Below are 23934 nucleotides of genomic sequence, written 5' to 3' on the forward strand. Positions count from 1 at the left end.
CCGGCGAATGTGCCGGAGCGGGGTTGACGTTCGATCTTCGGGGGCCGCGGTCAGCCGAGCTTCTTGACCTGCGCGTCCACGACGGCCTTCGGCTGCTCGGCGGTGCCGGTCAGGCTCACGGCGGAGAAGGTCGCGAGGGTGTTGCCCTTGCGCACGACCACGAGCTCCATCGAGAGCTTGTCGCCGTCCGCGTCGCCGACCACCGTGTAGGCGAGCGCCGCATCGCCGGCGGTGACGGACGCACCCGGGGTCAGCTTCTCGATCTTGAGCCCCTCGCCCCCCTGGCTGCCGGTGTAGCCGCCGGCGCAGGCGGTACCGGCGGCCTTCAGGGTCGCGAAGGCCTCCTCGGCGCCCTTGCCCTCGTACGAGGTCAGCGTGACGGCGGTGGCGGTGGTGCCCAGGGCGTCCATCGCGGCCTTCAGCTTCTCCTCGGCGCTGGCGTTCGCCGCGGGCTCCTTGGGCTTGGCGGCGGCCTTGACGCGGGCGGTGCCGGCGGCGGAGCCGACGGGGGCCATGGCCTGCGCCTTGACCAGCGGCAGGCATTCCGGCTTGTCGCTGGTGGCACCGGCCGCCGCCGCGCTCTCCTCGGGGGTGGCGGGCTTGATCACGTGCTCGGGCAGGTCGGCCTGGGCCACGAGGAGCCCGGCCAGTTCCGCGTCCGTCTTCGCCTTCGCGGCGGGCGCGGCGGAGGTCGCCCCGGCGGACGGCTTGGCGTCCGCCTTGGTGTCGGCCTTGTCCGAGCCGCAGGCGGTGGCCAGCAGGGCCAGGGACACCGCGGACGCGGTCAGGACGGTACGACGGACAAGAGCGGTACGCACGAAGGATCTCCCCCACAAGACAACAAGAGCAGCAATGTACTGGGAAGTACGATCAACGGCCCCGATTTTTGACCCCGGGCGGCCGATCGTGACCGCCACGAGACCCCAAGATCGTCGAATCGGTACCGAGCCCGGTGCAACCGTGCCGCGCCGGACCCGGCACGTGACCGACCACACCACCCATAACCGAGCCGGAGCGCCGACAATGGCGGTGTGATCACTTCGCCGCCACGAAGCAGCACGCCGGACAGCGCGACGGAGCGCACCGGCCCGGACGGGCACCCCGCCCGCCCCGCCCACCGCCGGGGCCCCGACGCCTCGCCGTACGTCGAGCTGACCCGCGCCGAGTGGAGCGCGCTGCGCGAGCGGACCCCGCTGCCGCTCACCGCCGACGAGGTCGAGCGGCTGCGCGGCCTGGGAGACGTCATCGACCTGGACGAGGTCCGCGACGTCTACCTGCCGCTGTCCCGCCTGCTGAACCTGTACGTGGGCGCCACCAGCAATCTGCGGGGCACCCTCAACACCTTCCTCGGGGACGCCGGCAACGGCCACGGCGCCCAGCAGGGCACCCCGTTCGTCATAGGGGTCGCCGGCTCGGTCGCCGTCGGCAAGTCCACCGTGGCCCGTCTGCTACAGGCCCTGCTGGCGCGCTGGCCCGAGCACCCGCGCGTGGAGCTGGTCACCACCGACGGGTTCCTCTACGCGATGAAGGAGCTCCAGCGGCGCGGGCTCACCTCCCGCAAGGGCTTCCCGGAGTCCTACGACCGCCGCGCGCTCACCCGCTTCGTGGCCGACATCAAGGCGGGCAAGGACGAGGTCCGGGCCCCGGTCTACTCGCACCTGATCTACGACATCGTGCCGGGCGAGGAGCTCGTCGTACGCCGCCCGGACATCCTCATCGTCGAGGGCCTGAACGTGCTCCAGCCGGCCCTCCCCGGCAAGGACGGCCGCACCCGGGTCGGGCTCGCCGACTACTTCGACTTCAGCGTGTACGTGGACGCCCGCCCCGAGGACATCGAGCGCTGGTACCTCAACCGGTTCCGCAAACTGCGCGAGACCGCCTTCCAGAACCCGTTCTCCTACTTCCGCAAGTACACGCAGGTCTCCGAGGAGGAGGCCATGGAGTACGCGCAGACGATGTGGCGGACCATCAACAGGCCCAACCTGCTGGAGAACGTGGCCCCCACCCGCGGCCGGGCCACCCTGGTCGTGCGCAAGGGACCGGACCACAAGGTGCAGAAGTTGAGCCTGCGCAAGCTCTGAACACGGACCGGACGCCGGCTCCGCATTAGGGTGCGGACATGCTGCATCTGCGGATGATCACCCCGACCCACCTCACGGACCGGGTGGTGGAGCTGATCGGCCAGACGGTCGGTACCACGCACCTGGTCGTGCTGAACGGCGCCGCCCGCGATCCCCTGGGCGACCTGGTGCTGTGCGACGTGGCCCGCGAGGCGGCCGACGAACTGCTCCAGGAGATGCGCGCCCTCGGCATCGACAAGAACGGGTCGATCGCCGTCGAGAACATCGACCTGTCGATCTCCAAGCGCGCCGACGACGCGGAGGAGGAGGCGCCGGGCGAGGCCGCCGACGCGGTGATCTGGGAGCAGCTCGCCGAGTCGACGCACGAGGAGTCCACCCTCACGATCACGTACAGCGCCTTCCTCATCGTGGCGACGATGATCGCGGCATGCGGCGTGGCGCTGGACAACGCGATCCTGATCGTGGGTGCGATGGCGGTCGGCCCGGAGTTCGGCCCGCTCGCCGGGATCTGCACGGGGCTGGTGCAGCGGGAGCCGAAGCTCGCCGCGCGTTCGCTGGTCGCGCTGCTGGTCGGTTTCGCGGCCGCGATCGTGGCGACGACGGTGTTCAGCCTGGTGATGGACGCGCTCGGCCAGTTCCATCCCGGAATGCTCGACAACCCCCGGCCGAACACGAGCTTCATCTGGCAGCCCGACCCGTTCTCGTTCGTCGTGGCCCTGCTGGCCGGCGTGGCCGGGATGCTGTCGCTGACCTCCGCGAAGGCCGGTGCGCTGGTCGGCGTGGCGATCTCCGTCACCACGGTCCCGGCGGCCGCCAACGCCGCCGTGGCCCTCAGCTACGGCGAGTTCGCCCAGATGTGGGGCTCGGCGGAGCAGCTGCTGCTGAACCTGCTCGGCATCATCCTGTCCGGCACGCTCACCCTCATCGCCTGGAAACTGCTGTGGCGCACCCAGCAGGGCCGGATGATCCGGAAGCCGGGTGCGCCACCGCGGGTCTGAGCCCGCTCCCAGGCCGTCTCCTTCGCAGAGACGTCCTAGTGCTCTGACCGGAGCACTAGCCGAGCGCCGACTTCACCGCGTCCGCGAGCCGGCCGGCGACCGAGCGGGCCTGCTCGATGTCGGCGGCCTCCACCATCACCCGTACGAGCGGCTCCGTACCGGACGGACGGAGCAGCACGCGCCCGGTGGAGCCGAGCTCGCGCTCGGCGTCGACCACTGCCGCGGCCAGCTCGCCGGAGGTCGCCACGCGGGACTTGTCCACGTCGGGAACGTTGATCAGCACCTGCGGCAGCCGCCGCATGACGCCGGCCAGCTCCGCCAGGGACTTCCCGGTGGCCGCGACCCGCGCCGCCAGCAGCAGCCCGGTCAGCGTGCCGTCGCCGGTCGTCGCGTGGTCGAGGATGATCACGTGGCCCGACTGCTCGCCGCCCAGCGCGAAGCCGTGTTCCTTCATCGACTCCAGGACGTACCGGTCGCCGACCCCGGTCTGCACGACCTGGATGCCCTCGCCCTCCATCGCCAGCTTGAAGCCCAGGTTGGACATCACGGTGCCGACCACGGTGTTCCCGCGCAGCTGCCCGGCCTCGCGCATCGCGAGGGCCAGTACGGCGAGGATCTGGTCGCCGTCGACCTCCGCGCCGGTGCCGTCCACGGCCAGGCAGCGGTCGGCGTCGCCGTCGTGCGCGATGCCGAAGTCGGCGCCGTGCTCGACGACGGCCGTCTTGAGCAGGCCGAGGTGGGTGGATCCGCAGCCGTCGTTGATGTTCAGGCCGTCGGGCTCGGCGCCGATCGTGACGACCTCCGCGCCGGCCCGGGCGAAGGCCTCGGGCGAGACGTACGCGGCCGCGCCGTGCGCCTCGTCCAGGACGACCTTCAGGCCGTCGAGGCGGTTGGGGAGGACCCCGATGAGGTGGGCGACGTACTTCTCGAAGCCCTCGGTGTAGTCGGAGACGCGGCCGACGCCGGAGCCGGTGGGCCGGTCCCAGGGGGCACCCGTGCGGTGCTCCTCGTAGACGGACTCGATGCGGTCCTCCAGCTCGTCGGCGAGCTTGTGGCCGCCGCGCGCGAAGAACTTGATGCCGTTGTCCGGCATGGCGTTGTGGCTGGCGGAAAGCATCACGCCGAGGTCGGCACCCAGCGCACCGGTGAGATACGCCACCGCCGGGGTGGGCAGCACACCGACGCGCAGGACGTCCACGCCCGCGCTCGCGAGGCCGGCCACGACCGCCGCCTCGAGGAATTCGCCGGAGGCCCGGGGATCCCGGCCGACCACGGCCGTCGGCCGGTGGCCCGCGAAGGTGCCCGCCTCGGCCAGTACGTGGGCAGCCGCCACGGAGAGGCCGAGCGCGAGCTCCGCCGTCAGATCCGCGTTGGCAACGCCGCGTACACCGTCCGTCCCGAAGAGTCGTCCCACTGTTGTCCTCCCGAGTTTCTGCATCGCTTTGTGACCGCATGTGACAGGTATGTGCCGCTTGTGGCGGTAAACGAACCGCCCCGGCAGCACGGAGAGTGCTGCCGGGGCGGATTCGTTGCAGAACAGCAGGCGCAGATTAACGCTTGCTGTACTGCGGAGCCTTACGGGCCTTCTTGAGACCGGCCTTCTTGCGCTCGACCGCACGGTCGTCGCGGGAGAGGAAGCCGGCCTTCTTCAGCGCCGGGCGGTTGTTGTCCACGTCCGCCTCGTTCAGCGCACGGGCCACACCGAGGCGCAGGGCGCCGGCCTGGCCGGAGACGCCGCCACCCGCGATGCGGGCGATGATGTCGTAGCGGTTGTCCAGCTCGAGGAGCTTGAACGGCTCGTTGACTTCCTGCTGGTGCACCTTGTTGGGGAAGTAGTCCTCAAGGGTGCGACCGTTGATCTTCCACTTGCCGGTGCCCGGAACGATCCGGACGCGGGCAATGGCGTTCTTGCGACGGCCCAGGCCGGCGGCCGGCTGGGGGTCGCCGAAGCGACCGGCAAGGGACTCGGAGGTGTAGTCGCCCTCGACGACGACCTCGGACTCGCTGGTGTACTCCTCGACGTTGCCCTCGAACTCGTCGACGGGGGTCGTCTCGGCGGTGGTCTCGGCCACGATGCTCCTCAGAATTTTCTACGTCTTAGGGGGTGGCCGGAACTACTGCGCGACCTGGGTGATCTCGAACGGCACCGGCTGCTGGGCAGCGTGGGGGTGCTGGTCGCCCGAGTAGACCTTCAGCTTCGAGAGCATCTGACGGCCCAGGGTGTTCTTGGGGAGCATGCCCTTGACGGCCTTCTCGACGGCCTTCTCCGGGTTGTTCGCCAGGAGGTCGTCGTAACGCACGGAACGCAGACCACCCGGGAAGCCGGAGTGGCGGTACGCCATCTTCTGGGACGCCTTGTTGCCGGACAGGTGAACCTTGTCGGCGTTGACGATGATGACGAAGTCGCCCATGTCCATGTGGGGGGCGTAAGTCGGCTTGTGCTTACCCCGCAGGAGGGCAGCGGCCTGGGTCGCCAGACGGCCGAGGACAACGTCCTGGGCGTCGATGACGAGCCACTGGCGCGAGATGTCGCCGGGCTTGGGGCTGAACGTACGCACGCGTATGCCTTCGCTTCTTCAGTGGTGGTATCCCAGGGGCGCAAGCCCCACGGGAAGGTCCTGACAGGGTCACCACGGACGATCACGACAGCCCTCGTTCACATCGGGGACGCAACCCGTGTGAACCGCTGGTCATCGGCCCGGTGGACCGGCGTAAGGCCCTTTCACGTGAGAATGAGCAAGCCAATACGCATAACAAACCAGCAGAGTACCCAAGCAGACCCGTACGGGTCAAAACGCGGTCCGCGATGCCGATTCTGCTGGCGTCGCGGCGCACTCCGGTTCGGTCCTGGGTGGGGACCCCGCAGTTGTTACGGGCTCCAGAGTAACCCGAGCGGGGCGCAGTGCACGACGCGCCAGCAGGATCGCCAGCCCGCACAGGGTGGCGCAGTCCTTGAAGGCGCGCCGTTTGTGGGCCAGCTCCGAGGGCCACGGGAGCAGCGCCACCTGGGGCGTCAGGGCCAGCCAGAACCAGGGCGAGCGGGGCATCGAGCCCGGCCGCACCGCCGACGCCAGGAGCAGGGGCAGCACCACCAGCAGGTAGTGGTCGAAGGACGGCCGCGAGACCAGGAATGCGGCGAGCATCACCATGCAGGCCGTCTCCGCGAGCCGCAGCTCTCCCCCGTCCGTCTCCTCCTCCGTGCGCCGCCACCGCGTCCAGGCGGCCCACAGCCCCGCCGCGGCCCCCGCGAAGGCGACCGTCACCGCCACCGGCTCCGGCACCCCCAGCCGCGGCAGCACCGCGATCGGCGAGGCGTCCCACGGCAGCGCGTAGGCGTCCTGCCCCTGGAGCAGGAACGGCAGGGTCTTGGTGAAGAACAGCGACGGGCTCGGCATCAGCAGCGCGCCCGCCAGCGAGAGCCCCAGCGGCACCAGGACGGCCGCGGCCAGCCCCCGCCACCGCCGGGCGAGCACGAACAGCAGCCCGACCGGCACCAGCATCGGCTTGCAGGCGATGGCCAGCCCGACCACCAGCCCGGCCGCCCTCCAGTGCCGCCGGTGGGCGAGCAGCAGCGCCAGCGGCAGCGCGGCCGCCGAGATGGCCGTCCAGTTGCCGATCAGCACGAGGTTCACGTACGGCTTGTAGGCCAGGGCCAGCACGGGGAACCCGACGACCGCGAAGCGCGAGCGCAGCGGCACGGAGAACATCCGCAGCGCGGCCAGCCAGCCGATGCCCAGGAAGCCGGACATCGCGACCGGCAGGCACCAGCGCAGCACGGTCTGCGGCAGCAGCGCCTCCGGAACCGCCATGAGCACGGCGCTGGGCAGGTACAGGAAGCGCTTGTCCTCGTACGGGGACCCGCCCGCCAGGAGCGTCTCGGCCGCCTTGACCACGAAGGCGTTGTCGGAGCCCCAGTTCTCCCGCAGGCTCGTGGAGACGCAGATCCCCAGGACCACGGCGAGCGAGACGAGCTGCCAGGGCCGGGAGGCGGGCCGCAGCAGCCAGTCGATCAGCCGGTTCCCGGAGCTCTGGTTCTCCCACTTCATGAGCCAGATGCTAGGCCGCAGGCCCACGACGCCCCTCCCCACTCCGACCGAGGGGGCGGTCTCCCCCTAGCGCTTGCGTTCGACTCTACGTTCGTCCCAGACGGGCTCCTGAGTCTCCCGCACCACACCGTCCGAACCGAAGACCAGGTACCGGTCGAATGTGCGGGCGAACCAGCGGTCGTGCGTGACGCACAGCACAGTGCCCTCGTACGCCTCCAGGCCGTCCTGCAGGGCCTCCGCGGACTCCAGGTCCAGGTTGTCCGTCGGCTCGTCCAGGAGCAGCGCCGTGGTCCCCGCCAGCTCCAGCAGCAGGATCTGGAAGCGCGCCTGCTGGCCGCCCGAGAGCTTCTCGAACGCCTGGTCGCCCTGGCGCTCCAGCTCGTAACGGCGCAGGACGGCCATCGCCGCGCCCAGGGGTTTGGCGGCCTCCGTCCAGAGGATGTCGACCAGGGTGCGGCCGAAGAGCTCCGGATGGGCGTGGGTCTGCGCGAAGTGGCCGGGGACCACCCGCGCACCCAGCTTCCACGCGCCGGTGTGCTTGACGTCCTCGCCGGCCAGCAGCCGCAGGAAGTGCGACTTCCCGGAGCCGTTCGAACCCAGCACCGCGACCCGCTCGCCGTAGAAGACCTCCAGCGAGAACGGCTTCATCAGCCCGGTGAGCTCGAGGTTCTCCACGGTGAGCGCGCGCACGCCGGTACGCCCGCCCTTGAGGCGCATCTTGATGTCCTGCTCCCGCGGCGGCTCCGGCGGCGGGCCGGCCTCCTCGAACTTCTGGAAGCGGGTCTGCATCGCCCGGTAGCGCGAGGCCATGTCGGGGCTGCTCGCGGCCTGGTTGCGCAGCCGCAGCACCAGGGCCTTCAGTCGGGCGTGCTCCTCGTCCCAGCGCCGCTTGAGCTCCTCGAAGCGCGCGAAGCGCTCCTTGCGGGCGTCGTGGTAGGTGTCGAAGCCCCCGCCGTGCACCCAGACGTCGCTGCCCATCGGGCTCGCCTCCAGGCTGATGATCTTCTCGGCGGCCTGGGTGAGCAGCTCGCGGTCGTGGGAGACGAACAGCACGGTCTTGCGGGTGGCCTTCAGCTGCTCCTCCAGCCACCGCTTGCCCGGGACGTCGAGGTAGTTGTCCGGCTCGTCGAGCAGCAGCACCTCGTCCGGACCGCGCAGCAGCGCCTCCAGCACGAGGCGCTTTTGCTCACCGCCCGAGAGCGTGCGCACCTCGCGGAACTGCGCGGTGTCGTACGGGACGGCCAGCGCGGCCATGGTGCAGACGTCCCACAGGGTCTCCGCCTCGTAGCCCTGGACGTCCGCCCAGTCGCTGAGCGCCTGCGCGTAGGCCATCTGGGCGGCCTCGTCGTCCACCGTCAGGATCAGCTGCTCGGCCCGGTCCACCGCCTTCGCCGCCTCCCGGATCCGCGGCTGCGAGACCGAGACCAGCAGGTCCCGCACGGTCGTCTCGTCCCGTACGGAGCCCACGAACTGCGACATCACACCGAGCCCGCCGCTCACGGTCACCCCGCCGCCGTGCGGCTGGAGCTCACCGGAGACCAGCTTCAGCAGGGTGGTCTTGCCGGCCCCGTTCGCCCCGACCAGGGCGACCACCGAGCCCTCCCCCACGCGGAAGGAGACGTCGGGGAGCAGGACCCGCCCGTCGGGAAGGTAGTACTCCAGGTGGCTGGCTTCGAGATGTCCCATGACGCGCATTGTCCCGGTCCGGCCGCGATCCGCCCAAACGGATTAGCAGCAGCCGGCGCCTTAGCAGCAGCCGGCGCCCGGGAGGGTCCGCATGTTGCGCGCTTCCTTGCTGCGGGCGGCCAGCAGCTCGTCCGCCGGATAGCCGACCTCCTCCAGGGTGAGCCCGTGCGGCTTCACCACGTGCACCGAGGAGTCCCGTACGGCCGCCGCCAGCACCTTGCCGGGCCAGTCGGTGGGCCGGTGCCCGTCCCCGACGTGCAGCAGGGCGCCCACCAGCGAGCGGACCATGTTGTGGCAGAAGGCGTCGGCCCGCACGGTCGCGGTGATGATCCCGTCCTCGCCGCGCTCCCAGCCGAGCTGCTGGAGCGTACGGATGGTCGTGGCGCCCTCGCGCTTCCTGCAGTACGCGGCGAAGTCGTGCTCGCCGAGCAGCGGGATCGAGGCCTCGTTCATGGCGTCGACGTCGAGGGGCCACTGGTGCCACAGGACGTGGCCGCGGCGCAGCGGGTCGACCCCGCCCTGGTGGTCGCCCACGCGGTAGGCGTAGCGGCGCCAGATGGCCGAGAAGCGCGCGTTGAAGCCCTCGGGGGCCTCGGCGACCTTCCACACCCGTACGTCGTGCGGCAGCCGGCCGGCGAGGCGGCGCAGCAGCTTGTCGTGGTGCTCGGCCCACACCTCTTCGGCCAGGTCGAACTGCGCGACCTGCCCGCGGGCGTGCACGCCCGCGTCGGTACGCCCGGCCACGGTCAGCTCGACGGGCTCCTTCAGCCGCATCACGGTCTGCAGGGCCGACTCCAGCTCGCCCTGCACGGTCCGCAGCACGCGCTGCTTCGCCCAGCCGGAGAAGTCCTTGCCGTCGTAGCTCAGGTCCAGCCGCACCCGGACGTGCCCGGGCTCCACCTCGTCACTCACGTGACCGATCCTCTCAGAAGCTCGAGAACGTCGGAAAAACAGAACGGGCCCGCCCCGGAAGGGGGCGGACCCGTTCAGAGCCCTTCAGCGTGATCCCGGTGGGGATCAGGCCTCCTTGGTCTCCTCGGCGGCGGGAGCCTCGGTGGCCTCCGCCTCCTTCACCGCGCGCTTGGTGGCGGCCTCGGCCTCACCAGTGGCCTGCTGGGCGACCGTCAGGGCCTCGACCAGCTCGATGACCGCCATCGGGGCGTTGTCGCCACGACGGTTGCCGATCTTGGTGATGCGCGTGTAACCACCGGGGCGGTTCTCGTAGCGCGGGGCGATCTCGGTGAACAGCGTGTGCACGATGCTCTTGTCCGTGATCGTCTGCAGCACCAGGCGACGGTTGTGGATGTCGCCCTTCTTGGCCTTGGTGACCAGACGCTCGGCGTAGGGACGCAGGCGACGGGCCTTGGCCTCGGTGGTGGTGATGCGGCCGTGCTCGAAGAGCGCCTTCGCGAGGTTCGCGAGGAGGTGCTTCTCGTGCGCGGCGCTGCCGCCCAGGCGGGCACCCTTTGCGGGACGCGGCATGGTGTTACTCCTTCATATCTGCACCGGCCGTGTCAGGTACCGGTGTCAGTTCCCCCGAGGCGGATGCCGCGGGAAAGTATCACCGGGGCCCGAAGGCCCCGGGTCAGATCAGTACTGCTCGGTCTCGACGAAGCCGGCGTCGGCGTCGTCGTCCGCGCCGAAGGCGTCGGCGGCGGCGGTCGGGTCGAATCCGGGCGGGCTGTCCTTGAGGGCCAGGCCCATGCCGGCCAGCTTCGCCTTGACCTCGTCGATCGACTTCGCACCGAAGTTGCGGATGTCGAGCAGGTCGGCCTCGGAACGCGCCACGAGCTCACCCACCGAGTGGATGCCCTCGCGCTTGAGGCAGTTGTACGACCGGACGGTGAGCTCGAGCTCCTCGATCGGCAGCGCCAGGTCGGCGGCCAGGGCGGCGTCCGTGGGGGACGGGCCCATGTCGATGCCCTCGGCGTCGATGTTGAGCTCGCGCGCCAGACCGAACAGCTCGACCAGGGTCTTGCCGGCGGACGCCATGGCGTCGCGCGGGCGCATGGCCTGCTTGGTCTCGACGTCGACGATCAGCTTGTCGAAGTCGGTGCGCTGCTCGACTCGGGTCGCCTCGACCTTGTAGGTGACCTTGAGGACCGGGCTGTAGATGGAGTCGACCGGGATGCGGCCGATCTCCTGGCCCAGCTGCTTGTTCTGGACGGCGGAGACGTAGCCGCGACCGCGCTCGACGGTCAGCTCCATCTCCAGCTTGCCCTTGCCGTTGAGCGTGGCGAGGACCAGGTCCGGGTTGTGCACCTCGACACCGGCCGGGGGCGCGATGTCGGCAGCGGTGACCAGGCCGGGCCCCTGCTTGCGCAGGTACATCACGACCGGCTCGTCGTGCTCCGAGGAGACGACCAGCTGCTTGATGTTCAGGATGATGTCGGTGACGTCTTCCTTGACGCCCGGCACGGTGGTGAACTCGTGCAGGACGCCGTCCACGCGGATGCTGGTGACAGCGGCACCCGGGATCGAGGACAGGAGCGTGCGGCGCAGGGAGTTACCGAGGGTGTAGCCGAAGCCCGGCTCCAGCGGCTCGATCACGAACCGCGAGCGGTACTCGTCGACGACCTCTTCGGTCAGCGAAGGACGCTGAGCGATAAGCATGTCTGTGTTCCTTCATTCGTGGACGCCCACTATTTGACGCCCGACGGGACGCCGTACCGGAGTACGGCTACTGCAAGGGTACGGGCGGCACGGCCCCCGAAGGGGTCGTACCGCCCGGACACTCAAGAACGCACAGGTGCGTCCGCTGCGTCAGACGCGGCGGCGCTTCGGCGGGCGGCAGCCGTTGTGCGGGGTGGGGGTGACGTCCTGGATCGAGCCGACCTCGAGGCCGGTGGCCTGGAGGGAGCGGATCGCGGTCTCGCGGCCGGAGCCCGGACCCTTGACGAAGACGTCGACCTTGCGCATGCCGTGCTCCTGCGCGCGGCGGGCGGCCGACTCGGCGGCCATCTGCGCGGCGAAGGGGGTGGACTTGCGCGAGCCCTTGAAGCCGACGTGGCCGGCGGAGGCCCAGGAGATCACGTTGCCCGAGGGGTCCGTGATCGAAACGATGGTGTTGTTGAACGTGCTCTTGATGTGGGCGTGCCCGTGAGCGACGTTCTTCTTTTCCTTGCGGCGCACCTTCTTGGCAGCGCCCTGACGACCCTTGGGGGGCATCTAAATCTCCTACGGGAGGTGGTCGGTCCTACAGCGCAAGACCGCTGAACAGGACTACTTCTTGCCCGGCTTCTTCTTACCGGCGATCGCGCGACGCGGGCCCTTGCGGGTACGCGCGTTCGTGCTGGTGCGCTGACCGTGCACCGGCAGGCCACGACGGTGGCGGATGCCCTGGTAGCACTGGATCTCGATCTTGCGGCGAATGTCGCCCTGGATCTCGCGGCGGAGGTCACCCTCGGTACGGAGGTTGGCGTCCACGTACTCGCGGATCTTGACGAGGTCCTCTTCGGCCAGGTCACGAACGCGGGTGTTCGGGTTCACGCCGGTGGAGGCGAGGATCTCCTTGGACCGGGTGCGCCCGATACCGAAGACGTAGGTGAGTGCGATCTCCACACGCTTTTCGCGCGGGATGTCAACACCGGAAACGCGTGCCACAAATGGCTCCTGTGTGTTCGGGGGTCTTCCGCAGAACCACTCCCGACCGCCGACCACCCGAAATGGGTGATGGTACGTCCGGGTCCCCGGCCCCCGCCGGAGGTACCGCCGGCCCCTCTCAGGGCTGGGCGGGTTCTGCGTATGTACGTTTTCTTACGTCGCGCGAAGAACTGCGGAAGGCAGGTCGGTCGGCGTGCGTCAGCCCTGGCGCTGCTTGTGGCGCAGGTTGTCGCAGATGACCATGACCCGGCCGTGACGGCGGATCACCTTGCACTTGTCGCAGATCTTCTTGACGCTCGGCTTGACCTTCATGTTGGTGAGGTTCTCCGGGTCAGTGCCACCACCCGCACCGGGACGGATGCCCAGGCAGGAGTGAGGACAAGATCTACTTGTATCGGTAGACGATCCGGCCACGCGTCAGGTCGTACGGAGACAGCTCCACGACGACCCGGTCATCCGGGAGGATGCGGATGTAGTGCATGCGCATCTTGCCGCTGATGTGCGCGAGGACCTTGTGACCGTTCTGCAGTTCCACCTTGAACATCGCGTTCGGGAGGGACTCGATCACGGTGCCCTCGATTTCGATGGCACCTTGCTTCTTGGCCACGCTTCGCCCTTCGAATCGGCTACCTTGATCGGCTCCGCGCCCATGCAGGCATGGAAGTGCACGAGAGCCGACGAGTCAGTCTACGTCAGGGCACCCAGAAAGACGAATCCGGAAAGTTTGCCCCAGAGTGTAGATCATTAACCGAGCGGGTCCGGGGCCGTGGTGACCCCGTACTCCGCCAGCTTCGCCTTGCCGCAGTCCGGGCTGGTCAGCACGATCGGACCGGCCTCGGTCAGCGCGATGGAGTGCTCCCAGTGCGAGGACCAGGTGCCGTCCGTCGTGATGACCGTCCAGTCGTCCGCCAGGACCTCCGTCTGGGCGGTGCCCAGCGAGACCATCGGCTCGATGGCCAGGCAGACGCCCGGCACGAGCTTGATCCCCTTGCCCCGCTTGCGCGAGACGTAGTTCAGCAGGTGGGGGTCCATGTGCATCTCGGAGCCGATGCCGTGGCCGCCGTAGTCCTCGATGATCCCGAACTTGCCGAGGCTGTGCTCACCGGTGGACGGCCGCGGCTGGCGCTTGATGTACGTCTCGATCGCCTTCGAGATGTCCACGAGCCGGTTGCCGAGCTTCATGGCGGCGATGCCGGCCCACATGGACTCCTCGGTCACCCGGGAGAGCTCCACGAGCTCAGGGGCGTGCCCGGTGCCCACGAAGGCCGTGTACGCCGCGTCGCCGTGCCAGCCGTCGACGATCGCGCCGGCGTCGATCGAGATGATGTCGCCGTCCTTGAGGACCGTCTTGTCGTCCGGGATGCCGTGGACGACGACCTCGTTCACCGAGGTGCAGATGGTCGCGGGGAAACCGCCGTAGCCGAGGAAGTTCGACTTGGCACCTGCGTCCGCGATCACCTTGCGGGCCACCATGTCCAGATCCCGCGTCGTGGCGCCCGGTACGGCCGCCTCACGGGTCGCCGCGTGGATCGCGGCGACGACCAGCCCTGCCTCGCGCATCTTCGCGATCTGCTCGGGGGTCTTGATCTGGACCATGAACATTGCCTTCCAGCTTCGGAACGAGTCTTCTCAACAGTACGGCCGCGATGCCCTGGGGACACCGCGGCCGTACCTGCACTACAGGGGGCGACTACTTCTTCAGCGCATCCATCGCGCGCTTCGTCACGTCCGCGACCTCACCGAGGGCGGGGATCGTCACGAGCAGGCCCTGGGCCTTGTAGTAGTCGATGATCGGCTCGGTCTGCGTGTGGTAGACCTCGAGCCGGTTGCGCACCGTGTCCTCGGAGTCGTCGCCGCGCTGGTACAGCTCGCCGCCGCAGGTGTCGCAGACACCCTCGGCCTTCGGCGGGGCGTACGTGACGTGGAAGACGTGCGCCGAGTCGTTGCGGCAGATGCGCCGGCCGGCGATCCGCTTCACGACCTCGTCCTCCTCGACCTCCAGGTCGAGAACGGCGTCGAGCTTCATGCCCGCGGCCTGGAGCATCTCGTCGAGGGCCTCGGCCTGCGACACGTTGCGCGGGAAACCATCGAGCAGGAAGCCGTTCACGGCGTCCGGCTTCTCCATGCGGTCCTTGGCCATGGCGATGGTGACCTCGTCGGGAACCAGGTCGCCGGCGTCCATGAACGCCTTGGCCTGCTTGCCGAGCTCCGTGCCCTGGCTGATGTTGGCCCGGAACAGGTCGCCCGTGGAGATGTGCGGGATCGACAGGTTCTTGGCAAGGAACGCGGCCTGCGTTCCCTTGCCCGCACCGGGCGGTCCGACGAGGACGATTCGCATCAGCGGAGGAACCCTTCGTAATTGCGCTGCTGGAGCTGGCTCTCGATCTGCTTCACGGTTTCCAGACCCACACCCACGATGATCAGGATGCTCGTCCCGCCGAACGGGAAGTTCTGGTTCGCTCCGAAGCCGGCCAACGCCATCGTCGGCACAAGAGCGATGAGACCCAGGTACAGCGACCCCGGCCAAGTGATCCGGTTGAGCACGTAGCTCAGGTACTCCGCAGTGGGTCGACCGGCACGAATACCCGGGATGAACCCACCATACTTCTTCATGTTGTCTGCAACTTCCTCGGGGTTGAACGAGATCGCCACGTAGAAGAACGCGAAGAAAACGATCAGGAGGAAGTAGGTCGCGATGTAGTACGGGTGGTCGCCCTTGACGAAGTGCTTCTGGATCCAGGTGGCCCAGCCGGCGGTGGAACCGCTGAACTGAACGATCAGCGCCGGGATGTACAGCAGCGACGAGGCGAAGATGACGGGGATCACACCCGCCTGGTTCACCTTGAGGGGGATGTAGGTCGAGGTGCCGCCGTACGCACGGCGACCGATCATGCGCTTCGCGTACTGGACCGGGATCCGGCGCTGCGCCTGCTCGACGAAGACCACCAGGGCGACCATCGCGAGGCCGACGAGGATGACCACGCCGAACTCGACCCAGCCGTCGGCGATCTTGCCCTGGAGCTTGATCTGCCACAGGGCGCCGATGAAGCCGGCGGCGATCGAGATGAACATCAGGATGGACATGCCGTTGCCGATGCCGCGGTCGGTCACGAGCTCACCGAGCCACATGACGACACAGGTACCGGCGGTCATGGTGACGACCATGACGATCGTGGTGAAGATCGACCGGTCGGGGACGATCTGGCTGGCCTGCGGGCAGCCCTGGAACAGGGCGCCGGTCCGGGCCGTGGCGACGAGGCCGGTGCCCTGGAGGATCGCGAGTGCGACCGTCAGGTAGCGCGTGTACTGCGTGATCTTCGCGGTGCCGGACTGTCCCTCTTTCTTGAGGTTCTCCAGCTTCGGAATGACCACGGTGAGCAGCTGCAGGATGATGCTCGCGGTGATGTACGGCATGATCCCGAGCGCGAAGATCGTGATCTGCAGCAGGGCACCGCCGCTGAACATGTTGACGAGACCGAAGAGCCCGTTGCTGCTCCCGGCCTGGTCGACACATTTCTGAACGTTCGTGTAGCTCACGCCGGGTACCGGGATGTGGGACCCGAGCCGGAACAGCACGATGATGCCGAGCGTGAAGAGCAGCTTCTTGCGCAGGTCGGGCGTCTTGAACGCCCGGGCGAACGCGGTGAGCACGGTGCCTCCTGCGACCCCCGCGCAACTGCGTCAGAGGTGACGGTCTGAGGGATCGATGAATACGTACAAGCAAAGGTGCACGCCACCTTACCGGCGAGTGCGCCTCCCGTGGAACGACCGACCGGGGATGCCCCATATGTGAGGCATCCCCGGTCGGGTTTCGAGCTATTCAGCCACTGATTTCGTCTTAGACGAGCTCGGTGACGGTGCCGCCGGCAGCGGCGATCTTCTCCTTGGCGGAGCCGGAGACGGCGTCAACCGAAACCTGCAGCGCCACGGAGATCTCGCCCTGGCCCAGGACCTTGACGAGGCTGTTCTTGCGCACCGCGCCCTTGGCGACCAGGTCGGCCACCGTGACCTCTCCCCCCTCGGGGTAGAGAGCGCCGAGCTTGTCCAGGTTCACGACCTGGTACTCGGTGCGGAACGGGTTCTTGAAGCCCTTGAGCTTCGGGAGACGCATGTGGAGGGGCATCTGCCCGCCCTCGAAGCGCTCCGGGATCTGGTAACGGGCCTTCTGGCCCTTCGTACCACGACCGGCCGTCTTACCCTTCGACGCCTCACCACGACCGACACGGGTCTTCGCGGTCTTGGCGCCGGGGGCGGGACGGAGGTTGTGGGCCTTCAGCGGGCTGTTCTCAGCCATGATTAGTCAACCTCCTCAACCGTCACGAGGTGGCGGACGGTGTGCACCATTCCGCGGAACTCGGGACGGTCCTCCTTGACGACCACGTCGTTCAGGCGCTTGAGCCCGAGCGAACGCAGCGTGTCGCGGTGGTTCTGCTTGCTGCCGATGTACGACTTCGTCTGCGTGATCTTGAGGCGAGCCATTACACACCCGCCCCAGCACGCGCACGAAGCAGAGCCGCGGGGGCGACGTCCTCGAGGGGCAGACCACGGCGAGCCGCGATCTCCTCGGGACGCTGCAGGCCCTTGAGGGCCTCCACGGTCGCGTGCACGATGTTGATCGCGTTGTCGGAGCCGAGCGACTTCGACAGGATGTCGTGAACGCCGGCGCACTCCAGAACGGCGCGCACCGGGCCACCGGCGATAACACCGGTACCGGGGGAAGCAGGCTTCAGCAGGACGACGCCCGCAGCCTTCTCGCCCTGGATCGGGTGCGGGATGGTGCCCTGGATGCGCGGAACCTTGAAGAAGTTCTTCTTGGCTTCCTCGACACCCTTGGCGATGGCCGCGGGAACTTCCTTGGCCTTGCCGTAACCGACACCTACGGTGCCGTCACCGTCGCCCACCACGACCAGCGCGGTGAAGCTGAAGCGGCGACCACCCTTGACAACCTTGGCGACGCGGTTGATCGCGACAACGCGCTCAACGTAAGCGGTCTTCTCGGCGGCAGCGCCACCGTCGCGACCCTTCCGGTCCCGCCGCTCGCCGCCACCGGCACCGCTTCCGCGGCGCTGGGGTCCAGCCATTGGATTACCTCTCTCTGTTACGTCCGTGAGTCCCGGAACCGGGGCTTAGAACTTCAGCCCGGCTTCGCGGGCGGCGTCAGCCAGAGCGGCAATGCGCCCGGCGTATCGGTTGCCACCGCGGTCGAACACGACGGTCTCGACACCCGCAGCCTTGGCACGCTCGGCAACGAGCGCGCCGACAGCCTGGGCCTGGGCGCTCTTGTCGCCTTCGCCACCGCGGATCGAAGCGTCCAGGGTCGACGCGGACGCCAGGGTGTGGCCCTGGAGGTCGTCGATGACCTGAGCAACGATGTTGCGGTTGGAACGCGTCACGACGAGGCGCGGACGCTCCGCCGTACCCGAGACGTTCTTGCGGATGCGGATGTGGCGGCGAGCCTTGGCAGCGCGCTTGTACGCGTCACCCTTGGCGATCTTCACACCGTATGCCATGGCTACTTACCAGCCTTTCCGACCTTGCGGCGGATGACCTCGCCGGCGTACTTGACACCCTTGGCCTTGTACGGGTCGGGCTTCCGCAGCTTGCGGATGTTGGCGGCGACCTCGCCGACCTTCTGCTTGTCGATGCCCTCGACCGAGAACTTGGTCGGCGACTCGACCTTGAAGGAGATGCCCTCGGGCGCCTCCACCAGGATCGGGTGGCTGTAGCCGAGCTGGAACTCCAGGTCGGAGCCCTTCGCGGCCACGCGGTAACCGACACCGCTGATCTCGAGAGCCTTGACGTACCCCGTGGTCACACCGGTGATCATGTTCGCCACCAGCGTGCGGGACAGGCCGTGCAGGGCCTTGTTCTGACGCTCGTCGTTCGGACGGGTGACGTTCAGAACGCCGTCCTCGTCCTTGACGACTGCGATGGGTGCCTTAACGGTGTGCGCGAGGGAACCCTTGGGGCCCTTCACGTTGACCGTCTGGCCATCGATGGTGACGTCCACACCGGCGGGAACCTGGATGGGGAGCTTGCCGATTCGCGACATTGCTTTTCCTCCGTTCCCGACTACCAGACGTAGGCGAGGACTTCCCCACCTACGCCCTTCTTGCCTGCCTGCTGGCCGGTCAGGAGACCGTGGGACGTGGAGATGATCGCCACGCCCAGGCCGCCGAGGACCTTCGGCAGGTTGGTGGACTTCGCGTACACGCGCAGACCGGGCTTCGAGATCCGCTTGATGCCCGCGATGGAGCGCTCACGGTTCGGCCCGAACTTCAGCTCGAGGACGAGGTTCTTGCCGACCTCGGCGTCCTCGACCTTCCAGCCGGTGATGAAACCCTCCTGCTTGAGGATCTCTGCGATGTGCGACTTGATCTTGCTGTGCGGCATCACGACGGTGTCGTGGTACGCCGAGTTAGCGTTACGCAGACGCGTGAGCATGTCTGCGATCGGGTCAGTCATGGTCATGAAGTGGCCTTCGGCCTCTCTCGCCGGGGTTTCCTGTATGCGCCATCCCTCTCCCCACTCAGTGGCGGGACGGGTGCGGTGCGGGGACCTACGGCGTAGTAAGTCGATAGGGCGGCGGACGCCCAACCCCACAAGCCTACGGCATGCGGGCAGGGCGGTCCGCCGACCTGATGCTTACCGAGAGCGTCTGGAAAACCTCAACACCCAAAGGGCGGGAGGATTACCAGGAGCTCTTGGTCACGCCCGGCAGCTCGCCACGGTGAGCCATCTCACGAAGGCACACGCGGCACAGGCCGAACTTGCGGTACACGGAGTGGGGGCGACCGCAGCGCTGGCAGCGGGTGTACGCACGCACACCGAACTTGGGCTTGCGGGCAGCCTTCGCGATGAGAGCCTTCTTCGCCATCTCGCTTACGCCTCCTTGAAGGGGAAGCCGAGGTGACGAAGGAGCGCGCGGCCCTCGTCGTCGTTGGTCGCCGTGGTGACCACGGTGATGTCCATACCCCGGGTACGGTCGATCTTGTCCTGGTCGATCTCGTGGAACATGACCTGCTCCGTGAGACCGAAGGTGTAGTTGCCACGGCCGTCGAACTGCTTCGGCGACAGACCACGGAAGTCACGGATACGCGGCAGCGCGAGCGACAGCGTACGGTCCAGGAACTCCCACATGCGGTCACCACGGAGGGTGACGTGGCAGCCGATCGGCTGACCCTCGCGCAGCTTGAACTGCGCGATGGACTTGCGGGCCTTCGTGACGGCCGGCTTCTGACCGGTGATCGTCGTCAGGTCGCGGATGGCGCCGTCGATCAGCTTGGAGTCGCGGGCGGCGTCGCCCACACCCATGTTGACCACGATCTTCACGAGGCCGGGGATCTGCATGACGTTCTCGTAGGAGAACTCCTCACGCAGCTTGCCCGCGATGTCCTCGCGGTACTTCGTCTTGAGACGCGGAGTGGTAGCCATCAGATGTCCTCACCCGTCCGCTTGGCAACGCGGATCTTGTTGCCCTCGTCGTCGAAGCGGTAGCCGACGCGGGTGACGACCTTCTTGCCGTCCTTCTCCACAACCAGCTGAACGTTGCTCACGTGGACCGGGGCCTCGGTGATCACGATGCCACCGGCCTGGTTCTGCGCGGCCTTGGTGTGCTTCTTGACCCGGTTGACACCCTCGACGAGGACGCGGTTCTCAGCGGGGAAGGCAACGATGACCTTGCCCTGCTTGCCCTTGTCCTTACCGGTGATGACCTGGACCAGGTCGCCCTTCTTGATCTTCATGCTTACAGCACCTCCGGCGCGAGCGAGATGATCTTCATGAACTTCTTCTCGCGCAGCTCACGGCCCACGGGGCCGAAGATACGGGTGCCGCGAGGGTCGCCGTCGTTCTTCAGAATGACGGCGGCGTTCTCGTCGAAGCGGATGTACGAGCCGTCCTGGCGGCGGCGCTCCTTGACGGTGCGAACGATGACCGCCTTGACGACGTCACCCTTCTTCACGTTGCCACCGGGGATCGCGTCCTTGACGGTGGCGACGATGACGTCACCGATGCCCGCGTAGCGGCGACCGGAGCCACCGAGAACACGGATGCAAAGGATCTCCTTGGCACCAGTGTTGTCGGCGACACGCAGTCGCGACTCCTGCTGGATCACGTCTATCTCCTGTTTGTCTGCCGGTTCCCGGCGGGGGCCTCACACTCCGAAGAGCGGCGGCCCCCACCGAGCCTGGCGGAACGAATCCGGGGGAAACCCCCCGGACGAATTACTTGGCCTTCTCGAGGATCTCGACGATGCGCCAGCGCTTGCTCGCCGACAGCGGACGCGTCTCCATGATGAGGACGCGGTCGCCGACACCGGCAGCGTTCTGCTCGTCGTGAGCCTTGAGCTTGTTCGTACGGCGGATGACCTTGCCGTACAGGGCGTGCTTGACGCGGTCCTCGACGGCGACGACGACGGTCTTGTCCATCTTGTCGCTGACGACCAGACCCTCACGGGTCTTGCGGAATCCGCGCTCGGTCTTCTCAGTCACGTTGTTCTCGCTCATCAGGCGCTCTCCACCGTCTCGATACCGAGCTCACGCTCGTGCATCAGGGTGTAGATGCGAGCGATGTCCTTACGGACGGACTTGAGCCGGCCGTTGTTCTCCAGCTGACCCGTGGCCGCCTGGAAGCGGAGCTTGAACAGCTCCTCCTTGGCCTCGCGCAGCTTGCCAACGAGCTCCTCGTTGCCGAGCTCACGCAGCTCGGACGCCTTGGTTCCCGTCGCCATCACGACTCACCTGCCTCGCGCCGAACAATCCGGCACTTCATCGGAAGCTTGTGAGCAGCGCGGGTGAGCGCCTCACGAGCAATCTTCTCGTTCGGGTAGGACAGCTCGAACATGACCCGACCCGGGTGCACGTTGGCGATCCACCACTCGGGAGAACCCTTACCGGAACCCATGCGGGTCTCGGCAGGCTTCTTCGTGAGCGGGCGGTCCGGGTAGATGTTGATCCAGACCTTGCCGCCACGCTTGATGTGGCGGGTCATCGCGATACGAGCCGCCTCGATCTGGCGGTTCGTGACGTAGGCGGGGGTGAGCGCCTGGATGCCGTACTCGCCGAACGAGACCTCAGTACCGCCCTTGGCCATACCGCGGCGCTTCGGGTGGTGCTGCTTACGGTGCTTGACCCTACGAGGGATCAGCATGTTGGTCAGGCCTCCGTTCCGGTGCTCTCAGCCGGAGCGGCGGCGGGAGCGTCGGCCTTGGGGGCCTCGGCACCAGCAGCCTGCTGCGGCTTGCGGCCACCACGGCCGCCGCGCTCGCCACCACGGCCACCACGGCCGGCGGGACGGTCGCCAGCGCCGGCACCACGGGCCGGGCGGTTACCCGCACGGGCCGCAGCGTTCTCGGCGCGAACCTCGGCGATGTTCTTGACGTCGCCCTTGTAGATCCAGACCTTCACACCGATACGGCCGAAGGTGGTCTTGGCCTCGAAGAAGCCGTAGTCCACGTTCGCGCGCAGCGTGTGCAGCGGCACACGACCCTCGCGGTAGAACTCGGAGCGGGACATCTCGGCGCCGCCGAGACGGCCGCCACACTGGATCTTGATGCCCTTGGCGCCGGCCTTCATCGTGCCCTGCATGCTCTTGCGCATGGCACGACGGAAGGAGACGCGGGAGGAGAGCTGCTCGGCAACGGCCTGGGCAACCAGCTGGGCGTCGAGCTCGGGGTTCTTGACCTCGAGGATGTTCAGCTGGACCTGCTTGCCCGTGAGCTTCTCGAGGTCACCGCGGATGCGGTCGGCCTCGGCGCCACGGCGGCCGATGACGATGCCCGGACGAGCGGTGTGGATGTCCACACGCACGCGGTCGCGGGTGCGCTCGATCTCAACCTTCGAGATGCCGGCGCGCTCCATGCCGGACGTCATCATCCGACGGATGGCCACGTCTTCCTTGACGTAGTCCTTGTACAGCTTGTCGGCGTACCAACGCGACTTGAAGTCGGTGGTGATGCCGAGCCGGAACCCGTGCGGGTTTACCTTCTGGCCCATTACCGGGAACCTTCCTTGCTGCTGACGACCACGGTGATGTGGCTGGTCCGCTTGCGGATCCGGTAGGCACGGCCCTGCGCACGCGGACGGAACCGCTTCAGGGTCGGGCCCTCGTCCACGTACGCCTCGCTGATGACCAGCGTGGAGGCGTCCGGGTGGTTGTAGTTGTGTGCGGCGTTGGCAATGGCGCTGTCCAGCACCTTGCCGACCGGCACGCTCGCGGCCTGCGGGGCGAAACGCAGGACCGCCTGAGCCTCCGTGGCATCCATGCCACGGATAAGGTCCACCACGCGGCGGGCCTTCATGGGCGTGACGCGGATGTACCGCGCCTGGGCCCTGGCTTCCATGGTTGTCCCTTCGGTGTAAGTCATAGTCGTAACCACCCCGCGTTTAGCGGCGCTTCGACTTCCGGTCGTCCTTGACGTGGCCGCGGAAGGTGCGAGTCGGCGAGAACTCGCCGAGCTTGTGGCCGACCATCGACTCGGTGACGAACACCGGGACGTGGGTCTTGCCGTTGTGCACCGCGATGGTGTGACCCAGCATGGCCGGGATGATCATCGAGCGACGGGACCAGGTCTTGATGACGTTCTTGGTACCAGCTTCGTTCTGAGCGTCCACCTTCTTCACGAGGTGGTCGTCGACGAAGGGTCCCTTCTTGAGACTGCGCGGCATCTAAACCCGCTCCTAGCGCTTCTTGTTCGTCTTGCGGCGGCGGACGATGTACTTGCTCGAAGCCTTCTTCGGCGAGCGAGTACGACCCTCCTTCTGACCCCACGGGGAGACCGGGTGGCGACCACCACTGGTCTTGCCCTCACCACCACCGTGCGGGTGGTCAACCGGGTTCATCGCGACACCGCGGACGGACGGGCGAACGCCCTTCCAGCGCATGCGGCCGGCCTTGCCCCAGTTGATGTTCGACTGCTCGGCGTTGCCGACCTCGCCGACCGTGGCGCGGCAGCGCGCGTCGACGAGACGGATCTCACCGGACGGCATGCGGAGGTGGGCCATGACGCCCTCCTTCGCGAGCAGCTGCACGGAGGCACCGGCGGAACGCGCGAACTTGGCGCCGCCACCGGGGCGGAGCTCGATCGCGTGGATCGTGGTACCGACCGGGATGTTGCGGAGCGCGAGGTTGTTGCCGGGCTTGATGTCGGCCGTCGGGCCGTTCTCAATCCGGTCACCCTGCTGCAGACCGCGCGGCGCGATGATGTAGCGCTTCTCGCCGTCGGCGTAGTGCAGCAGCGCGATGCGCGCGGTGCGGTTGGGGTCGTACTCGATGTGCGCGACCTTGGCCGGCACGCCGTCCTTGTCGTGACGACGGAAGTCGATCACGCGGTAGGCGCGCTTGTGGCCACCGCCCTGGTGGCGAACGGTCACACGACCGGTGTTGTTACGGCCGCCCTTGCTGTGCAGGGGGCGGACCAGCGACTTCTCCGGCGTGGACCGCGTGATCTCGACAAAGTCGGCGACGCTGGAGCCACGACGGCCCGGGGTCGTCGGCTTGTACTTGCGGATACCCATTTCT

35 protein-coding genes are annotated in these 23934 nt (G+C 67.8%); 2 read left to right on the forward strand and 33 right to left on the reverse strand.

From position 1 onward, the window contains the following. Positions 1 to 50: 50 nt before the first annotated feature. A complete protein-coding gene (locus tag AB0D44_RS01940) occupies positions 51 to 818 on the reverse strand; it encodes a hypothetical protein (RefSeq protein WP_362582994.1) in 768 nt (255 codons plus the stop codon). 213 nt (positions 819 to 1031) lie between these two features. Here AB0D44_RS01940 and coaA point away from each other — a divergent pair, with 213 nt between their 5' ends. Beyond that, positions 1032 to 2081 carry a type I pantothenate kinase gene (gene coaA / locus AB0D44_RS01945; protein ID WP_362582997.1) on the forward strand — a complete coding sequence of 350 codons (1050 nt, stop codon included), beginning with the start codon at positions 1032 to 1034 and terminating at the stop codon, positions 2079 to 2081. A 38-nt stretch (positions 2082 to 2119) separates the two neighbouring features. Further along, entirely contained in the window at positions 2120 to 3079 is a 960-nt protein-coding gene (locus AB0D44_RS01950) for a DUF389 domain-containing protein (protein ID WP_362583000.1), read from the forward strand. A 55-nt stretch (positions 3080 to 3134) separates the two neighbouring features. Here AB0D44_RS01950 and glmM read toward each other — a convergent pair whose 3' ends face one another. The 32 genes from glmM to rplB all read right to left on the reverse strand — a co-directional run bounded on the left by glmM (position 3135) and on the right by rplB (position 23930). Next, complete coding sequence (gene glmM, locus AB0D44_RS01955; protein WP_362583003.1) at positions 3135 to 4493, reverse strand: phosphoglucosamine mutase; 1359 nt, start codon at positions 4491 to 4493, stop codon at positions 3135 to 3137. A gap of 136 nt (positions 4494 to 4629) precedes the next feature. Further along, the gene (rpsI, locus tag AB0D44_RS01960) at positions 4630 to 5151 is read right to left on the reverse strand and encodes a 30S ribosomal protein S9 (protein WP_215143970.1); all 522 of its coding nucleotides are present in this window, start codon (positions 5149 to 5151) and stop codon (positions 4630 to 4632) included. Positions 5152 to 5193: 42 nt separating this feature from the next. Further along, the gene (gene rplM, locus AB0D44_RS01965; RefSeq protein ID WP_136213237.1) at positions 5194 to 5637 is read right to left on the reverse strand and encodes a 50S ribosomal protein L13; all 444 of its coding nucleotides are present in this window, start codon (positions 5635 to 5637) and stop codon (positions 5194 to 5196) included. 231 nt (positions 5638 to 5868) lie between these two features. Further along, complete coding sequence (locus AB0D44_RS01970) at positions 5869 to 7125, reverse strand: glycosyltransferase family 87 protein (RefSeq protein ID WP_362583006.1); 1257 nt, start codon at positions 7123 to 7125, stop codon at positions 5869 to 5871. A gap of 66 nt (positions 7126 to 7191) precedes the next feature. After that, complete coding sequence (locus AB0D44_RS01975) at positions 7192 to 8820, reverse strand: ATP-binding cassette domain-containing protein (protein WP_362583009.1); 1629 nt, start codon at positions 8818 to 8820, stop codon at positions 7192 to 7194. Between the two features lie 51 nt (positions 8821 to 8871). After that, positions 8872 to 9723 (reverse strand): tRNA pseudouridine(38-40) synthase TruA, encoded by an 852-nt coding sequence (gene truA / locus AB0D44_RS01980; RefSeq protein WP_362583012.1) that lies wholly within the window; start codon positions 9721 to 9723, stop codon positions 8872 to 8874. Positions 9724 to 9828: 105 nt separating this feature from the next. Continuing rightward, on the reverse strand, positions 9829 to 10293 hold the full coding sequence (gene rplQ / locus AB0D44_RS01985; protein WP_069921530.1) for a 50S ribosomal protein L17: 465 nt from the start codon (positions 10291 to 10293) through the stop codon (positions 9829 to 9831). A gap of 108 nt (positions 10294 to 10401) precedes the next feature. Then, positions 10402 to 11424, reverse strand: a complete 1023-nt coding sequence (locus AB0D44_RS01990; protein WP_007265920.1) for a DNA-directed RNA polymerase subunit alpha — start codon at positions 11422 to 11424, stop codon at positions 10402 to 10404. A gap of 150 nt (positions 11425 to 11574) precedes the next feature. Continuing rightward, on the reverse strand, positions 11575 to 11979 hold the full coding sequence (rpsK, locus tag AB0D44_RS01995; RefSeq protein WP_003956432.1) for a 30S ribosomal protein S11: 405 nt from the start codon (positions 11977 to 11979) through the stop codon (positions 11575 to 11577). A 54-nt stretch (positions 11980 to 12033) separates the two neighbouring features. Then, positions 12034 to 12414 carry a 30S ribosomal protein S13 gene (gene rpsM, locus AB0D44_RS02000; RefSeq protein WP_007265919.1) on the reverse strand — a complete coding sequence of 127 codons (381 nt, stop codon included), beginning with the start codon at positions 12412 to 12414 and terminating at the stop codon, positions 12034 to 12036. 198 nt (positions 12415 to 12612) lie between these two features. After that, entirely contained in the window at positions 12613 to 12726 is a 114-nt protein-coding gene (gene rpmJ, locus AB0D44_RS02005) for a 50S ribosomal protein L36 (RefSeq protein WP_003956441.1), read from the reverse strand. A gap of 73 nt (positions 12727 to 12799) precedes the next feature. Next, complete coding sequence (gene infA, locus AB0D44_RS02010) at positions 12800 to 13021, reverse strand: translation initiation factor IF-1 (protein ID WP_003956442.1); 222 nt, start codon at positions 13019 to 13021, stop codon at positions 12800 to 12802. A gap of 137 nt (positions 13022 to 13158) precedes the next feature. Then, the gene (gene map, locus AB0D44_RS02015) at positions 13159 to 14010 is read right to left on the reverse strand and encodes a type I methionyl aminopeptidase (protein WP_069921528.1); all 852 of its coding nucleotides are present in this window, start codon (positions 14008 to 14010) and stop codon (positions 13159 to 13161) included. A gap of 94 nt (positions 14011 to 14104) precedes the next feature. Continuing rightward, positions 14105 to 14752 carry an adenylate kinase gene (locus tag AB0D44_RS02020; RefSeq protein WP_362583016.1) on the reverse strand — a complete coding sequence of 216 codons (648 nt, stop codon included), beginning with the start codon at positions 14750 to 14752 and terminating at the stop codon, positions 14105 to 14107. After that, the gene (gene secY / locus AB0D44_RS02025) at positions 14752 to 16065 is read right to left on the reverse strand and encodes a preprotein translocase subunit SecY (protein WP_362583018.1); all 1314 of its coding nucleotides are present in this window, start codon (positions 16063 to 16065) and stop codon (positions 14752 to 14754) included. The genes AB0D44_RS02020 and secY overlap by 1 nt, the downstream gene beginning before the upstream one ends. A gap of 187 nt (positions 16066 to 16252) precedes the next feature. Next, on the reverse strand, positions 16253 to 16708 hold the full coding sequence (gene rplO, locus AB0D44_RS02030; RefSeq protein ID WP_069921525.1) for a 50S ribosomal protein L15: 456 nt from the start codon (positions 16706 to 16708) through the stop codon (positions 16253 to 16255). Positions 16709 to 16710: 2 nt separating this feature from the next. Beyond that, entirely contained in the window at positions 16711 to 16893 is a 183-nt protein-coding gene (gene rpmD / locus AB0D44_RS02035; RefSeq protein ID WP_005313525.1) for a 50S ribosomal protein L30, read from the reverse strand. Next, on the reverse strand, positions 16893 to 17495 hold the full coding sequence (gene rpsE / locus AB0D44_RS02040) for a 30S ribosomal protein S5 (RefSeq protein ID WP_007265914.1): 603 nt from the start codon (positions 17493 to 17495) through the stop codon (positions 16893 to 16895). The genes rpmD and rpsE overlap by 1 nt, the downstream gene beginning before the upstream one ends. A gap of 45 nt (positions 17496 to 17540) precedes the next feature. Next, positions 17541 to 17924 (reverse strand): 50S ribosomal protein L18, encoded by a 384-nt coding sequence (gene rplR / locus AB0D44_RS02045; RefSeq protein WP_030026334.1) that lies wholly within the window; start codon positions 17922 to 17924, stop codon positions 17541 to 17543. Positions 17925 to 17926: 2 nt separating this feature from the next. Further along, positions 17927 to 18466 (reverse strand): 50S ribosomal protein L6, encoded by a 540-nt coding sequence (rplF, locus tag AB0D44_RS02050; protein WP_030773832.1) that lies wholly within the window; start codon positions 18464 to 18466, stop codon positions 17927 to 17929. A 20-nt stretch (positions 18467 to 18486) separates the two neighbouring features. Beyond that, positions 18487 to 18885: a 30S ribosomal protein S8 gene (rpsH, locus tag AB0D44_RS02055; protein WP_007265911.1), complete on the reverse strand. Its 399-nt coding sequence runs from the start codon at positions 18883 to 18885 to the stop codon at positions 18487 to 18489. A gap of 220 nt (positions 18886 to 19105) precedes the next feature. Then, complete coding sequence (locus AB0D44_RS02060; protein WP_003956452.1) at positions 19106 to 19291, reverse strand: type Z 30S ribosomal protein S14; 186 nt, start codon at positions 19289 to 19291, stop codon at positions 19106 to 19108. 5 nt (positions 19292 to 19296) lie between these two features. Continuing rightward, complete coding sequence (gene rplE / locus AB0D44_RS02065) at positions 19297 to 19848, reverse strand: 50S ribosomal protein L5 (protein ID WP_030298216.1); 552 nt, start codon at positions 19846 to 19848, stop codon at positions 19297 to 19299. Beyond that, positions 19848 to 20159, reverse strand: coding sequence for a 50S ribosomal protein L24 (gene rplX, locus AB0D44_RS02070; protein WP_150258782.1), 312 nt, complete (start codon positions 20157 to 20159; stop codon positions 19848 to 19850). Before rplX ends, rplE begins: the two co-directional genes overlap by 1 nt. A 2-nt stretch (positions 20160 to 20161) precedes the next feature. Then, on the reverse strand, positions 20162 to 20530 hold the full coding sequence (gene rplN, locus AB0D44_RS02075) for a 50S ribosomal protein L14 (RefSeq protein WP_003956455.1): 369 nt from the start codon (positions 20528 to 20530) through the stop codon (positions 20162 to 20164). Positions 20531 to 20639: 109 nt separating this feature from the next. Then, positions 20640 to 20921 (reverse strand): 30S ribosomal protein S17, encoded by a 282-nt coding sequence (rpsQ, locus tag AB0D44_RS02080; RefSeq protein ID WP_030008467.1) that lies wholly within the window; start codon positions 20919 to 20921, stop codon positions 20640 to 20642. Next, entirely contained in the window at positions 20921 to 21145 is a 225-nt protein-coding gene (gene rpmC / locus AB0D44_RS02085; protein WP_008739703.1) for a 50S ribosomal protein L29, read from the reverse strand. Before rpmC ends, rpsQ begins: the two co-directional genes overlap by 1 nt. Then, positions 21145 to 21564 carry a 50S ribosomal protein L16 gene (gene rplP, locus AB0D44_RS02090; protein WP_030026326.1) on the reverse strand — a complete coding sequence of 140 codons (420 nt, stop codon included), beginning with the start codon at positions 21562 to 21564 and terminating at the stop codon, positions 21145 to 21147. The genes rpmC and rplP overlap by 1 nt, the downstream gene beginning before the upstream one ends. 5 nt (positions 21565 to 21569) lie before the next feature. Continuing rightward, positions 21570 to 22409 carry a 30S ribosomal protein S3 gene (gene rpsC / locus AB0D44_RS02095; protein WP_007265905.1) on the reverse strand — a complete coding sequence of 280 codons (840 nt, stop codon included), beginning with the start codon at positions 22407 to 22409 and terminating at the stop codon, positions 21570 to 21572. Continuing rightward, positions 22409 to 22756, reverse strand: coding sequence for a 50S ribosomal protein L22 (gene rplV, locus AB0D44_RS02100; RefSeq protein ID WP_007265904.1), 348 nt, complete (start codon positions 22754 to 22756; stop codon positions 22409 to 22411). The genes rpsC and rplV overlap by 1 nt, the downstream gene beginning before the upstream one ends. Positions 22757 to 22799: 43 nt before the next feature. Then, positions 22800 to 23081 (reverse strand): 30S ribosomal protein S19, encoded by a 282-nt coding sequence (gene rpsS / locus AB0D44_RS02105; protein ID WP_249767356.1) that lies wholly within the window; start codon positions 23079 to 23081, stop codon positions 22800 to 22802. A gap of 12 nt (positions 23082 to 23093) precedes the next feature. Next, positions 23094 to 23930 carry a 50S ribosomal protein L2 gene (gene rplB / locus AB0D44_RS02110; RefSeq protein ID WP_362583027.1) on the reverse strand — a complete coding sequence of 279 codons (837 nt, stop codon included), beginning with the start codon at positions 23928 to 23930 and terminating at the stop codon, positions 23094 to 23096. Between the last annotated feature and the right edge of the window lie 4 nt (positions 23931 to 23934).

It is taken from the genome of Streptomyces sp. NPDC048349 (assembly GCF_040651925.1).
In the GTDB taxonomy this organism is placed as follows: domain Bacteria; phylum Actinomycetota; class Actinomycetes; order Streptomycetales; family Streptomycetaceae; genus Streptomyces.

Coding starts and splice junctions, on each gene's coding strand:
- AB0D44_RS01950 (WP_362583000.1), top strand. CDS start 2,120: ATGCTGCATCTGCGGATGATCACCCCGACCCACCTCACGGACCGGGTG.
- AB0D44_RS01970 (WP_362583006.1), bottom strand. CDS start 7,125: ATGAAGTGGGAGAACCAGAGCTCCGGGAACCGGCTGATCGACTGGCTG.
- AB0D44_RS01975 (WP_362583009.1), bottom strand. CDS start 8,820: ATGCGCGTCATGGGACATCTCGAAGCCAGCCACCTGGAGTACTACCTT.
- rplQ (WP_069921530.1), bottom strand. CDS start 10,293: ATGCCGCGTCCCGCAAAGGGTGCCCGCCTGGGCGGCAGCGCCGCGCAC.
- AB0D44_RS01990 (WP_007265920.1), bottom strand. CDS start 11,424: ATGCTTATCGCTCAGCGTCCTTCGCTGACCGAAGAGGTCGTCGACGAG.
- rpsK (WP_003956432.1), bottom strand. CDS start 11,979: ATGCCCCCCAAGGGTCGTCAGGGCGCTGCCAAGAAGGTGCGCCGCAAG.
- rpmJ (WP_003956441.1), bottom strand. CDS start 12,726: ATGAAGGTCAAGCCGAGCGTCAAGAAGATCTGCGACAAGTGCAAGGTG.
- map (WP_069921528.1), bottom strand. CDS start 14,010: ATGGTCCAGATCAAGACCCCCGAGCAGATCGCGAAGATGCGCGAGGCA.
- AB0D44_RS02020 (WP_362583016.1), bottom strand. CDS start 14,752: ATGCGAATCGTCCTCGTCGGACCGCCCGGTGCGGGCAAGGGAACGCAG.
- rplO (WP_069921525.1), bottom strand. CDS start 16,708: ATGGCTGAGAACAGCCCGCTGAAGGCCCACAACCTCCGTCCCGCCCCC.
- rpmD (WP_005313525.1), bottom strand. CDS start 16,893: ATGGCTCGCCTCAAGATCACGCAGACGAAGTCGTACATCGGCAGCAAG.
- rpsE (WP_007265914.1), bottom strand. CDS start 17,495: ATGGCTGGACCCCAGCGCCGCGGAAGCGGTGCCGGTGGCGGCGAGCGG.
- rplR (WP_030026334.1), bottom strand. CDS start 17,924: ATGGCATACGGTGTGAAGATCGCCAAGGGTGACGCGTACAAGCGCGCT.
- rplF (WP_030773832.1), bottom strand. CDS start 18,466: ATGTCGCGAATCGGCAAGCTCCCCATCCAGGTTCCCGCCGGTGTGGAC.
- rpsH (WP_007265911.1), bottom strand. CDS start 18,885: ATGACCATGACTGACCCGATCGCAGACATGCTCACGCGTCTGCGTAAC.
- AB0D44_RS02060 (WP_003956452.1), bottom strand. CDS start 19,291: ATGGCGAAGAAGGCTCTCATCGCGAAGGCTGCCCGCAAGCCCAAGTTC.
- rplE (WP_030298216.1), bottom strand. CDS start 19,848: ATGGCTACCACTCCGCGTCTCAAGACGAAGTACCGCGAGGACATCGCG.
- rplX (WP_150258782.1), bottom strand. CDS start 20,159: ATGAAGATCAAGAAGGGCGACCTGGTCCAGGTCATCACCGGTAAGGAC.
- rpsQ (WP_030008467.1), bottom strand. CDS start 20,921: ATGAGCGAGAACAACGTGACTGAGAAGACCGAGCGCGGATTCCGCAAG.
- rpmC (WP_008739703.1), bottom strand. CDS start 21,145: ATGGCGACGGGAACCAAGGCGTCCGAGCTGCGTGAGCTCGGCAACGAG.
- rplP (WP_030026326.1), bottom strand. CDS start 21,564: ATGCTGATCCCTCGTAGGGTCAAGCACCGTAAGCAGCACCACCCGAAG.
- rpsC (WP_007265905.1), bottom strand. CDS start 22,409: ATGGGCCAGAAGGTAAACCCGCACGGGTTCCGGCTCGGCATCACCACC.
- rplV (WP_007265904.1), bottom strand. CDS start 22,756: ATGGAAGCCAGGGCCCAGGCGCGGTACATCCGCGTCACGCCCATGAAG.
- rpsS (WP_249767356.1), bottom strand. CDS start 23,081: ATGCCGCGCAGTCTCAAGAAGGGACCCTTCGTCGACGACCACCTCGTG.
- rplB (WP_362583027.1), bottom strand. CDS start 23,930: ATGGGTATCCGCAAGTACAAGCCGACGACCCCGGGCCGTCGTGGCTCC.